This window comes from Microbacterium sp. Yaish 1 (genome assembly GCF_002245215.1).
Classification (GTDB): Bacteria; Actinomycetota; Actinomycetes; order Actinomycetales; family Microbacteriaceae; genus Microbacterium.
This window is the reverse complement of the sequence record NZ_NPMR01000001.1, coordinates 939,288-952,062: the sequence shown is the minus strand read 5'-3', so window position 1 is coordinate 952,062 and position 12,775 is coordinate 939,288. Positions and strand designations below refer to the sequence as shown.

Genomic DNA, 12,775 nt, shown 5'->3' with positions numbered 1-12,775 from the left:
GAGCCGGGCGAACCTCACTCGACGGGCAGCCAGACCCGCATCGTCGACGGGCCGCGGTTGGCCCAGTCGTGATAGGCCACAAGGGGGACCAGCTCGGCCTCTTCGGCGGCGGCGGAGGCGCTCGCCGATGGATTGCCATATGGCCATCCATCGCTTTCATCGGGGCGCAGCCCGACCCGCAGCCACACGCGACCGTCGCGCTCGACCGGCTCGGCGTCGCCCGCGATCGCCGCCCGACCGACGTCGGCACCGCCCGGCAGATCGGTCGATTCGAGCGCGAGTACCTCGGGGCCTCGCTCGACGGCGACGCAACCGCGCACGGCGTCGATACGCGCATCGGGAGCGACGAGGCGCGGCGCCATCGGCAGCTCGAGCTCGACGGCCTCGCCGGCGCGGAAGTCGCGGCGCACCTCAACGCGGCCCGGGCCGGTGGCATCGTCGTCGATGATAGTGCCCGCGGCATCCAGAACGCGCAGGCGCGCGCCCTCGGCCCACTCGGGCACCCGCAGCGACAGAGTCCACGCGCCGCCGGCATCCTCACTGACCACCACCCGCACGACACCGTCGGCGGGGTACGCCGTCTGCACGTCGAGCGACACAGCCCGGCCGTCGGGGAGGGCCGTGCGGATCTCCGAGGGCGCGTACTGGTGCAGCTGCACGCCCTCGTCGTCGGCGGTCGCCACGTAGGCGTCGAGGCTCGCGAGCGTGCGCGCCACGTTGGGCGGGCAGCACGAGACCTCGAACCACGGCGCTCGCAGCGACGACGACGCGCGCGGCGACGTGCCCTCGGGGTCCGCCTCGACGCCCGGTACGCGCTGGTGCAGCGTGTTCGCGTAGAAGAAGCTGCGGCCGTCGGCCGCGGGCGACGTGGCTACAACGTTGTAAAGCGTGCGCTCGATGAGGTCGGCGTACGCGGCATCCCCCTCGGCGAGCAGCAGCCGCCACGAGAACATGATCGACGCGATGCCCGCGCACGTCTCGGAGTAGGCGCGGTCCGGCGGCAGTTCCCAGTCGTCGCCGAACGCCTCGTCCTGGTGGTGCGACCCCTGACCGCCGGTGATGTAGGTGCGGCGGCCGCGGGTGCGGGCCCACTGGTGTCGCAGGGCGCTGAGCAGCTCGACATCACCTGCGTCGACGGCGACGTCGACCGCCCCCGCGGCGAGATAGTTCGCGCGGACGGCGTGCCCCGCGAGGGCGTCGGCGTCGCGGACGGGCACGTCGTCCTGGAAGTAGGTGCGCCCGAACTCGATGTCGCGGAGCGTCTCGTGTCCGCGACGCTCGACGAACAGCTCCGCCTGTGCGCGGTAGCGCTCGTCACCGGTCACGCGGGCGAGCTCGGCCAGTGCGGTCTCGACCTCGGGATGCCCGCAGAAGGCCGGGATGCCGGTCGGCCCGAAGACCTCGCACACGAGGTCGGCGGCACGTCGGGCGATGCCGAGCAGGCCGTCATCCGCTCCCGGGCGCGTGCGCTCGCGGGCGACGGCCGCCTGGAACAGGTGACCGAGGCAGTACAGCTCGTGCCCCCACTCGAGGTCGGACCAGCGCGGCTGCTGGCCCGGGCGGCCGAACCGGGTGTTGAGGTAGCCGTCGGGCTCCTGAGCGGCGGCGACCCGGGCGACGACCGAGCGCAGCGTCGCCTCGAGCTCGGCGTCGTCGCTGCGGCCGATCTCCCAGGCGGCGGCCTCGAGGTACTTGTAGACCTCCGAGTCGGAGAACTCGCGCCCGCGGCGTCCGGCGGGCAGCGTGCCGGCGGCGGCGCGATCGAAGTTGGGCAGCCAGCCCTCCGACTCGAGGCGACCGAGCACGTGGCCGAGGGTGTGAGCGGCATTGATGCGCTGGCGCTCGCCCCAGAAGCCTCCGGTGATGCGCACCTCGTGCAGGCCGAGCGGACGCAGCCGCGAATGAGCGGGCACGACGGGAGCAGCGGCGACGGCGGATGCCGCGGAGCCGATGGAGCGTGCGGGGAAGGTAGTCGACATGGTCATCCCTTGAATGCGCCCGACATGAAGCCGCGCACGTAGTGGCGTTGAAGGATCAGGAAGAGCACGATGCACGGCAGTGCGAGCACGACGACACCGGCTTCGGTGACGCCGTAGTCGATGACGCCCATCGTCTGGCCGCGCAGGTTCGCCACCGCGAGGGGCAGCGTGATGCGCGAGGTGTCGTTGATGAGGATGAGCGGCGCGATGAAGTCGTTCCACGCGGTGAGGAACGCGAACAGACCCACCGTGATGAGGCCGGGCTTGACGGCGGGAAGCAGCACGCGCCACAGGGCGGTGAGGCTCGTGCATCCGTCGACCAGCGCGGCCTCGTCGAGCTCGCGCGGCACCGACTCGAACGAGATGCGCATCATGAACATCGAGAACGGCAGCTGGAACATCGTCAGCACCAGCGCGACCCCGACGAGCGAGTTCTGCAGGCCGACGGCGTTCAGGATGACGTACAGCGGAATGAGCAGCGTCGCGTACGGCACCATGAGGATCGCCAGCACGAGCAGGAACAGCATGTTCTTGCCGGGGAAGTGGAAGCGCGCGAACGCGTACCCGCCGAGGAACGAGGTCAGCAGCGTCAGCGTGACGGTCAGCAGCGAGACGAAGAGCGAGTTGCCGAGGTAGACCCAGATGCCCGACTGGAAGTTGGCGAGGGTGACGTAGTTGCCGAACCCCCAGCCGTCGGACTGGCTCGTGCCCGCCTGCGGGCTCACCGAGGCGACTCCGGTCCACACGAGCGGGTACAGGAAGATGATCGCCAGCGCCCCCGTGAACACGGTCGACGGGATGCCCCACAGCAGGCGCCCCGTGGGGCGGCGGCGCGTGCGCGGCCGGGACTTCGGGATGACGATCGTGCGCGTGGTGTCGGGAGCGGCGGGCGGGACGGAGCCGGCCGGAGCGTCGGTCAGAGCCATGTCAGGCCTCCTCGGGGCGACGGAACGCGCGCAGCTGCACGACGTTGATGACGACCAGGGCCAGCAGGATGATGACCGACAGCGCTGCGGCGACACCGAGGTTGTTCTGCCCCTGGAACGCGATGTTGTAGATGAGCTGCACGACGGTCATCGTGCTGTTGTCGGGTCCGCCCTTGGTCAGGATGTAGAACTGGTCGAACGCCAGCAGCGAGCCGGTGACGCACATGACGGTCGTCAGCGCGAAGGTCGGCCGCAGCAGCGGCACGGTGATGTCGCGGAAGATCTGCCAGCGCGACGCGCCGTCGATGCGGGCGGCCTCGTAGACGTCCTCCGGGATGCCCTGCAGGCCCACGAGCAGCAGCAGCATGTAGAAGCCCGCGTACCGCCAGACGATGAGGAACACCGTCGACCATAGGGCGCCTTCAGGCGTGCCCAAGAACGTGATGCCCCACGATTCCATCAGCCCCGCGAAGGGACCGGCGATGGGGGAGTAAAGCACGTAGAAGAGGAGGGATGCCGAGGCGAGACCCAGGGCGCTCGGCAGCAGGAACGCCGTGCGGAGGAAGCCCTTCCAGGCGGTCGACTCCTGCACGAGCAGGGCGAGCCCGAGACCCAGGCCGATCAGCAGCACGGTCGTGATCGCGGTGTAGATCAGGGTGAACCGCACCGAGTCCCAGAACAGCCGGTGGTCGAGCGCCTCGGCGAAGTTGTTCGGGAAGTTCGGCCCCATGTTGCCGCGCAGCAGCGGCCAGTCCGAGCCGGACATCTGCAGCACCAGCACGAGGGGGATGAGGAAGAGCGCGATGACGAACAGTGCCGTCGGGGCGGCGTACAGCCAGCCCTGCAGCGGCCCGCCCAGCGCCGTGCGCCGGTAGCGCGGGCGCCGCGTGGAAGTGACGGAGAGTGCCACGACATTCCTTTCGGAGGGTGGGGGCGCCGCCGATGCGACGGCGCCCCCGGGGGTATCACTGACCGAGGATCGCCGTGATCTCGTCGTTGTCGGCGTCGACCGTCGACGTGCCTTCGAGCACCGCGTTGCGCACGAGGGTCAGCCAGGGGCTGCCCGGAGCGTTGAACGCCTGCTGGAAGTTGAGGGCGACGGGCGTCTGACCCTCGGCGGCGACCTGGTTGATCGTCACCTGACGCGGGTCGGCCGCGGCGTAGCTGTTCTCGGCGAGGTCACCGCGCGAGACGGCGTTGCCGTCCTTCGCGAGAACCTCGACCTGAGCGTCCTCCGACATCAGCCACGACAGGAAGTTCCATGCCTGCGCCGACTGCTTCGAGTCCTTCGAGATGCCGATGCCGTCACCGCCGACGAACGTCGAGGCGCCGCCGTCGACACCCGGGATGCCGGCGACGCCGGCCTCGAAGTCGAGACCCGACAGCAGGGTGGCCGGGAACGGCATGACGCCGACCTTGCCCTCCTGGAAGCCTGCGACCCACGTGGCGCCGGTCTCGTCGGCCGAGCCGGGGGCCACAGCGCCGGCATCCTCGAGGCCCTTCCAGGTCTTGTAGACCTCCTGCGCGGCGTCACCCGCGAGGAGCGACTCGGTGCCGTCTTCGCTCAGGACCTGCTCTCCCGATGCCCACACCGAGGGGAACCACGTGAAGACGAGGCATCCACCGCAGTTCAGGCCCGTCGAGGTGCCCGAGACGCCCGGCTTGTTCAAGTTCTGCACGGCCGTGGCCGCGTCGGCGAACTCCGACAGCGTCGCGGGGGCCTTGTCGGGGTCGAGGCCGGCCTCGGCGAAGAGCTCCTTGTTCCACATCAGCATCGACAGGTCGAGCACGAACGGCAGCACGTGCTCCTTGCCGTCGACCGTTCCGGCGGAGAGGTGCCCGGCGTTGATGTCGTCCTTGTAGTCGAGGCCGTCGATCTGCGCGGAGATGTCCTGGAAGAGGCCCTGCTCTACCCAGTTCGGCACGTAGACGATGTCGGCGGCGAACAGGTCGGGGAGCCCTCCCGAGCCGGCGGCGGCCCCGACCTTGGCGACGTAGTCGTCGTTGGGGACGACGGTCAGCTCGACCTGGTTCTCGTGGCTGGCGTTGTACGCCTCGACGAGCAGCTTCGCCTGACGCTCGAGCGGTGCGCGCGTCCACAGGGTCAGCGTCGTGCCGTCGTCGGTTCCCGCGGCGGGGATGTCGGCCGGGGCAGCGGTGTCGCCGCCGCCGCTGTTCGAACACGCGGCGAGGCCGCCGACGAGGACGCCGGCGACGAGCGCGGCGGTCGCGGCCCGGAACGCCGGGCGGCGCCGGAATGGGGTCATTGCAGTCTCCTCTTGCTCTTCATTGAGCGGCTGCGCCGTTCGGGCGGGCACCGCCGGTGTGGGAGGGATTCGAAACAACCGAAATCCCTTTCGGGAAGGTAACGTGTGTCTAGGCCGTCGTCAAGACGCCCTCGGATAACGATGGAGAAACGGATCAGGATGCCCTCGACCGACCCGGCCCGCGCCGCCACCCTCAGCGACGTCGCCCAGCGTGCGGGGGTGTCGATCGCGACGGCATCCAAAGCCCTGAACGGACGCGGCGACGTGGCGCCCAGCACGCGCCGCCGCGTGATGGCCGCCGCGGAGGAGCTCACCTTCACGCCGAACGCGATGGCCCGCGGCCTCCTGGCGGGCCGGACCGGCACCGTCGGACTGCTCACGAGCGACCTCGAGGGCCGTTTCGTGCTGCCGATCCTCATGGGCGCCGAAGACGCCTTCGGCGCGGGCCAGGTGAACGTCTTCCTCTGCGACGCCCGCGGCGACGCCATCCGCGAGCAGCATCACCTGCGCGCCCTCCTCAGCCGGCGCGTCGACGGCATCATCGTCGTGGGGCGTCAGACCGACCCCCGGCCATCGCTCGGCCAGGAGCTGCCGGTGCCCGTGGTCTACGCCTACTCGCCGTCGGACGACCCCCGCGATGTCTCGCTCACGCCCGACAATCACGCGGGCGGACGCCTCGCGATCGAGCATCTGCTCTCGTGCGGCCGCACCCGCATCGCCCACATCTCGGGCGACCCGACCTACGCCGCTGCGCAAGACCGCGTCGCGGGTGCCCGGGCGGCGCTCGCCGACGCCGGCCTCGACTTCGTCGGCGAGCCGCTCTTCGCGGCGTGGACCGAGCACTGGGGCCGGGATGCCGCCGCGATGCTGCTGGAGCGGCATCCCGACATCGACGCCGTCTTCTGCGGCTCCGACCAGATCGCCCGCGGCGTGCTCGACACCGCGCGCGATTTCGGTCGCGACGTGCCCGGCGATCTCGCCGTGATCGGCTACGACAACTGGGAGATCGTCGCCGCGAACGCCCGCCCGCCCCTCACGAGCATCGACGCGAACCTGCAGCAGCTGGGTCGCCAGGCGGCGCAGCGTCTGTTCGAGGCCATCGACGGCGTGAGTGCCGAGTCGGGGACGCACCAGCTGCCTGTGCGCCTCGTCATCCGCGGATCGACGATCGCGCACCGCTGACCGGCGTAGGCTCCCGGTTTTCGGTTGAGAGCGAAAAGCCCGAAAAGGATTGCGGAGAATCTCGGGCCCTCGGTAGCGTGCCTGCCATGCACGCGTCGCTCATCGGTGAGCGGCGCCGAGAGGAACAGACACCGTGGACTGCACTCCGACGACCTCGCGTCGCATCGGGCGAACCGCGATCGCCACAGCGGCGGTCTCGGCCGTGCTCGCGGCGACCTTCGCGGTCGCCCCGGCGCACGCCGCCAACACCGACATCGGCTACCCGACCTTCACCGGGAGCCCCGACCCCGTACCCGACACCGGTGTGACCTATACGCCGGGCAACCAGCTGCTGCGCATCTTCGACGGCGACGTCGCGGCCGGCGCCGGCAGCAGCCCCGACAACGACTTCTGGATGGACGAGATGCTCGCCCGAACCGGGACCGCGGGCAGCTTCGGCGACAACAACCAGTGGCTCTTCACCCGAGGCCGCGCCTCCTTCATGAAGGAGCACGACCCGTCCGTGCTCGGCTTCGGCGGGCAGCTGGCCTACTGGGAGTCGATCGACGGTCGCGGCGGCTACACGATCACCGCGCGGGTCGGCGGCTCCGACATCCCCCTCACCGAAGACACCGCGCAGCGGAAGCAGACCCCGAGTTACTGGCGCAGCGTGCACCGCAACGCGGCCGCCGGCATCGAGGTCGTGCAGACGAAGTTCATCACCGATGCGAACGTCCTCGTGACGAACCTCGACGTCCGCGCCACCGGAGGTGCCGTCGACATCGAGCTGGTCGTCTCGTCGCCGTACGCCACGACGGCCGAGGGCGACGAGCTGACCGGCCACGTCGCCGCGCTCAACGACCTGACCAAGCTCACGCCGCGCCTCTCGGGTGACGGCTTCGTCCCCGCGGGCGAGACGCTGAGTCGGACGCTCAGCGTCGCGCCCGGGGGATCGGTCTCGACGAAGGTGCAGCTGGCGCTCGTCACCGACGAGATCGCCGCCTCGCGCACCGACTACGACGCGCTGCGCGCACAGACGCCCGGTGAGGCGTACACGGCGCACGTCACCGCCTACAACCGGTGGTGGGCCGACAACGTGCCGTACCTCGACACCCCCGAAGACAACATCGACAAGACGCTCTACTACCGCTGGTGGCTGATGCGTTACAACTTCCTCGACGCCGACATGCCGGGCAACACCTACCAGTTCCCCACGGCGATGGAGGGCGTGCTCGGGTACAACAACTCGATCGTGCTCACCACGGGCATGTTCATCGACGACCTCAAGTACTTCCGCGACCCGATCTACTCGTACGGGCCGTGGGTGTCGGCGGGCGAGACGAGCAAGAGCTACAAGTTCGTCGACAATCCCGGCGACCCGGCCAACTGGTCGAACAGCTACACGCAGTACATCTCCGAGGCGGCCTGGCGTGCCTACGAGCTTCACGGCGGCCCGACCGCGATCGCGCAGAACCTCGCCGAGTACGCCGAGTACGACGTGAAGGGCCTCGTCGACGCCTACGACAACAACGGCAACGGGCTCATCGAGTACAACTGGGGCGCGATGACCGGAAACGACGCCGACGCGGTGTCGTTCCACTGGAAGGGCGGCTACCAGGACCGCGCCGAGAACGCCTACCTGTACTCCAACGCGCTCGCCGCAGCCGAGGCGTACCGTGTCGCCGGCGACACCGCCAAGGCCGATGAGATGGAGGCCTTCGCTCAGAACATCAAGACCCAGGTCATGGACGTGCTGTGGAACCCCGAGCGCAAGCTCCTCGAGCACGCGATGGCCAGCGATGGCGAGCACGTGCCCTGGAAGGAGATCAACAACTACTACCCGTTCACCGTCGGCCTCGTCCCGAAGCCCGGTGACAGCGACTACGACGACGACTACGTCGAGGCGCTGCGGCTCTTCGCCGACGACGAGCAGTACCCGATCTTCCCCTTCTACACCGCGAACCAGGCCGACCAGGCCGCTTACGCGGCGACCGGCGGTCAGGGCAGCAACAACTTCTCGGTCATCAACTCGACCGTGATGTTCCGGATGCTGAGCACCGTGCTGCGCGAGTACCCCACCGACGCGATCGACGCCGAGTGGTACAAGAAGCTCCTGTACTGGAACGCCTGGGCGCACTACCAGAACGGCGGCGACAACCGCCTGCCCGACCAGAACGAGTTCTGGGCCAACGGATCGGCCGATCCGCAGACGATCGACTACCGCTCGTGGATCCACCACACGATCCTCGGGGCGACGAACTTCACGATGATCGAGGACGCGATGGGCGTGCGCACCCGCAGCGACGCCAAGATCGAGCTCGACCCGATCGCGATCGGCTGGGACCACTTCACGGCCAACAACATCCGCTACCGCGACCGCGACCTCACCGTGACATGGGATCAGCCGGGCGGCGAGCGGCACTACGGCGACAGCGTGCCCGAGGGGTACTCGGTGTTCCTCGACGGCGAGCTGGCCTTCACGGTCGACGACCTCGCCCACGTCGTCTACGACCCCGCCACCGGCTCGGTCGAGATCGTCGACGGCGATGCATCGGTCGTGACGGCGACCTCCTCCGCCGTGCAGACGCCGCAGGAGGTGCGCTTCGCCGACGACGCGCGCGTGGTCGACCTCTTCGCCAAGGCCGGCGCCGACATCCAGACCGCCAGCACGGGCAGCCCCAACCTGGCGGCATCCGCGTCGGCGACGTTCTCGGCACCGGGTCGCGAACCCGCCGGCGCGGTCAACGGCACCACGATCAACGAGCCCTTCTGGGGCACGGCGGGCTCTCCGAACCCGATCGACGCCCTGACGGTCGAGCTCGACGGTGAGCAGACGTTCGACGACGCGCGCGTGTACTTCTACGACAGCTCGTCGTCGGCCACCGTGCCCGGATACGCCGAGCCCTCGGTGTACACCCTCGAGGTGCGGCGGAACGGCGAGTGGACGATGATCCCGTCGCAGGCGCGGACACCCGCGTACCCGCGAGCCAACTACAACCGCATCCAGTTCCCCGAGGTCACCGGCGACGCGGTGCGACTGACCGTCGCCCACGCCGCCGGCGCGAAGACCGGCGTGAAGGAGCTGCAGGTCTTCCGCACGGGTCTTCCGGCGCCCGAGTCGACGAACCAGGCGCCCCTCGTGACGGCCTGGGAGAACCGGCAGGCGTCGGCGGGCGGGGCTGCGGCCCTGATCGGAACCGTCAAGGACGACGGCCTGCCCGGCGGTGACCTCACCGCGCAGTGGACCGTCGAGAGCGCGCCGGAGGGAGCCACCGTGCTCTTTGACGACGCGACCGCCGCCACCACGACGGCCCGGTTCTCGACCGAGGGTGCGTACGTGCTGCGCCTGACCGCGTCCGACGGCGAGAAGACGTCCTTCGCCGACGTCGCCGTGCAGGGAGCGCCCGCCGGCGCCGGCGTGAACATCGCACCCGCCGCGGTGCCCACCGCCGAGTACACCGCGTCGTGGAACAACGTGCGCGCTGTCAACGACGGCAAGGTGCTCTTCACCGGCGGGGCCCAGAGCGACATCTGGGGAACCTGGTCGGGCAACCACCCGGCCACACGCTGGCTGCAGTACGAATGGTCGACGCCGCAGCGCATCGCGGGAGCGGAGATCAGCTTCTGGCGCGACCAGGCGGATGCCGGTTCGACGAGTGGCGTCAACGTCCCCCGGGCCTGGAAGGCGCAGTACTGGACCGGGTCGGCGTGGGCCGACGTCACCGGAGCCTCGGAGTACGGGATCGCCCGGGACGCCTCGAACGCCGTCACCTTCGACGCCGTGACCACGACGCGCCTGCGGGTCGTGCTCGAGGCGGCGGGCACGGGCTCGGCGCGAGCAGCGGTCGCCGTCAGCGAGCTGGCCGTCTTCGCCGACGCGCCGGTGGCCATCGAGCCGATCGACATCCGCACGACGGTGGGCACGCTGCCGCAGCTTCCCGAGACGGTGAGCGCGACCTTCGGCGACGGCAGCGCGGCAGACCTCTCCGTCGCGTGGCCCGCCGTCACCGACGCGCAGGTCGCCGGCGAAGGCAGCTTCGCGCTGTCGGGCATCGTCCCGGGTTCGCCCGTCGCGGCGAAGGCGACGGTGTGGGTCCGGGCCACCCCGCCCGGGCAGATCAACCTGGTCGACCCGGTGGCAGTGCGGACGCTGCCGGAGGTCGCTCCGGCCCTCCCGGCGACAGTGGGCGTGCTCTACAACGACGGATCGCGCGAAGACCTGCCGGTCACGTGGGACGCGGTGGACGCGGCGTCGTATGCCGAGCCCGGTCAGTTCACCGTCGGCGGCACGGTGCAGACCGACCTGCCCGGCACCACGGCGGCTTCGGCGGCGGTGACCGTGGGCGAAGGCGCCGCCGACACGACGGCACCGAGCATCACCTTCGAGGTCGCGCCCGCTGCGCCCGCATCGGGGTGGCACCGGGAGGACGTCACCGTCACCGTCGGGGCGACCGACGACCGCGACTCGGCGCCGCGCATCGAGGTGCGCGTCGACGAGGGGGCGTGGGCGACCTACACCGAGCCCGTGACGGTCTCGGCGGAGGGCGACCACACGATGCAGGCGCGGGCGACGGATGCCGCGGGCAACACCTCCGAGGCCGCAGCGCAGCCCGTGCGCATCGATACGACCGCTCCCGCCCTCGAGGCGGTCGCCGACGCCGTGTCGCGCACCGTGAAGGCGAGTGCGACCGATGCCGGCTCGGGCGTCGCCTCGATCGAGTACCGCCTCGGCGACGAGGAGGACTGGGCGCCGCTGACCCGCAGTGTGCTGGTCGGCCTCGACGAGACGCGCGTCGAGCTGCGGGCGACGGATGCCGCGGGCAACGTCTCGGAGACGATCGAGCGGGTCGTGCCCGAGGCCGACGGCACCCAGCGGCGCAACCTGGCGCTGCTGGCCACGCCCACGGCATCCGGAACGGCTGCGTGGAACACGGTCGCCGGGCTGAACGACGACGTGCAGCCGACGTCGTCGGGCGATGTCACCCCGAGCGACAACGCGAACGTCTGGGGTGTCTGGCCGCAGGTGGGGCCGCAATGGGTGCAGTACGACTGGTCCGAGGAGGTGCGGGTCGGCTCGGTCGGGGTGTACTTCGTCTCGAACCTCGACGCGCAGGGACTCGGCATCGAGGTGCCCGAGGACTGGCAAGCGGAGTACTGGGATGCCGAGACCGAGGCCTGGGTACCCGTGACGGCCACCGGCGCGTACGGCACGGCGACCGACGCCTTCAACACCGTCGAGTTCGACCCCGTCACCACGACGCGCCTGCGGCTGAACCTCACCCCGGTCGGAACCGAGCAGGGCAAGGGCAGCGTCGGCATCAAGGAGTGGCAGGTGTGGGAGCAGCCCGAGACGGTCGTCCCCGACACGCAGGCTCCGGTCGTGACCGCGGCCGTCGCTCCGGCGGCACCGGCCAGCGGCTGGTACGTCGCGTCGCCGAGCGTGTCGGCGACCGCCATCGACGACCGCGATGCGGCCCCGGCTCTCGAGGTGCGGGTCGGCGACGGCGACTGGGGTGCGTACACGGCTCCCGTGGTCGTGGACGCGGACGGTGCGACGACGGTGCGGTTCCGCGCGACGGATGCCGCCGGCCATGCGTCGGACGAGGTCGCCGTCGAAGTGCGGCGCGACGCCGCCTTGCCGGAGGCGAGCACCGGGTGGGACGATCGTGCCCGCACCATCGCCCCGAGCGGCAGCGACGCTCATTCCGGCATCGCGCTCGTCGAGTACCGCCTCGGCGACGGGACGTGGACGGCGGCGAGCGGCGCTGTCGCCGTCGGCGACTCCGCCACGACGGTGCGGGTGCGCGCGACCGACGTCGCCGGCAACGTCTCGGACGTCGTGACGGCCGAGATCCCGGCCAAGGCGGTCGATCCGGGCACCGGCGGCCCGGGCACGGGCGAGCCGGGAACCGGTGGGCCGGGCGCGGGCGGCCCCGGCGCCGGCGGACCGGGTTCGGAGCCGAGCGGTTCGCTGACCGGAGCCGAGGTGCTGCGCGTCGGGGTGAGCCAGGTCGCGCCGGGCGGTCAGCTGCCGGTGAGCGTCTCGGGTGCGGCGCCGGGGACCGTGTTCGCGGTCGAGTTCCGGTCGACCCCGGTACGACTGGGCACCCTCACGGTGGGCGCCGACGGAACCGCATCCGGAGTGTTCACGGTGCCCGCTTACGCCGAGGCCGGAACCCACACCGTCGCGCTCGTCGTGCCGGGTGGCGAACTGACGGCGCAGGTGACGGTCGTCACTCCCGGCGCGACCTCGTCGGCGAACCCGCCGCTCGCGTCGACGGGACAGGATGCCGGCGGACTCGCGAGCTTCGCTGGAGCGGGCGCTCTGGCGCTGCTGCTCGGACTGGCGCTCGCGGTCGCCGGCGTCCGTCGCCACCGCCGAGGACTCGCCTGACGGTCTGACCAGCGCGCCGCGCGACACGGGCGAAGGGCCGGGGAGTGG

6 protein-coding genes are annotated in these 12,775 nt (G+C 70.8%); 2 read left to right on the top strand and 4 right to left on the bottom strand.

Going from position 1 to position 12,775, the window contains the following annotated elements:
- Positions 1 to 14 precede the first annotated feature (14 nt).
- Genes CI089_RS04440 through CI089_RS04425 form a run of 4 tightly spaced genes read right to left on the bottom strand, consistent with a single transcriptional unit; the run spans position 15 to position 5,172 of the window.
- Entirely contained in the window at positions 15 to 1,979 is a 1,965-nt protein-coding gene (locus tag CI089_RS04440) for a glycoside hydrolase family 127 protein (protein ID WP_094260442.1), read from the bottom strand.
- 2 nt (positions 1,980 to 1,981) lie between these two features.
- Positions 1,982 to 2,905 carry a carbohydrate ABC transporter permease gene (locus tag CI089_RS04435; RefSeq protein WP_218823014.1) on the bottom strand — a complete coding sequence of 308 codons (924 nt, stop codon included), beginning with the start codon at positions 2,903 to 2,905 and terminating at the stop codon, positions 1,982 to 1,984.
- Position 2,906: 1 nt separating this feature from the next.
- The gene (locus CI089_RS04430) at positions 2,907 to 3,815 is read right to left on the bottom strand and encodes a carbohydrate ABC transporter permease (RefSeq protein WP_256977479.1); all 909 of its coding nucleotides are present in this window, start codon (positions 3,813 to 3,815) and stop codon (positions 2,907 to 2,909) included.
- A gap of 55 nt (positions 3,816 to 3,870) precedes the next feature.
- On the bottom strand, positions 3,871 to 5,172 hold the full coding sequence (locus CI089_RS04425) for an ABC transporter substrate-binding protein (protein WP_094260441.1): 1,302 nt from the start codon (positions 5,170 to 5,172) through the stop codon (positions 3,871 to 3,873).
- Positions 5,173 to 5,331: 159 nt separating this feature from the next.
- On the opposite strand from CI089_RS04425, the gene CI089_RS04420 reads away from it, so the two are divergent.
- Both CI089_RS04420 and CI089_RS04415 read left to right on the top strand, forming a co-directional pair.
- Positions 5,332 to 6,354 (top strand): LacI family DNA-binding transcriptional regulator, encoded by a 1,023-nt coding sequence (locus tag CI089_RS04420; RefSeq protein WP_094260440.1) that lies wholly within the window; start codon positions 5,332 to 5,334, stop codon positions 6,352 to 6,354.
- A 133-nt stretch (positions 6,355 to 6,487) separates the two neighbouring features.
- On the top strand, positions 6,488 to 12,727 hold the full coding sequence (locus CI089_RS04415) for an OmpL47-type beta-barrel domain-containing protein (RefSeq protein ID WP_094260439.1): 6,240 nt from the start codon (positions 6,488 to 6,490) through the stop codon (positions 12,725 to 12,727).
- The last annotated feature ends 48 nt before the right edge of the window (positions 12,728 to 12,775 follow it).

Bases quoted from the DNA above. Each gene is read 5' to 3' on its own strand.
- CI089_RS04440 (WP_094260442.1), bottom strand. From the start codon at position 1,979: ATGTCGACTACCTTCCCCGCACGCTCCATCGGCTCCGCGGCATCCGCC.
- CI089_RS04435 (WP_218823014.1), bottom strand. From the start codon at position 2,905: ATGGCTCTGACCGACGCTCCGGCCGGCTCCGTCCCGCCCGCCGCTCCC.
- CI089_RS04425 (WP_094260441.1), bottom strand. From the start codon at position 5,172: ATGACCCCATTCCGGCGCCGCCCGGCGTTCCGGGCCGCGACCGCCGCG.
- CI089_RS04420 (WP_094260440.1), top strand. From the start codon at position 5,332: ATGCCCTCGACCGACCCGGCCCGCGCCGCCACCCTCAGCGACGTCGCC.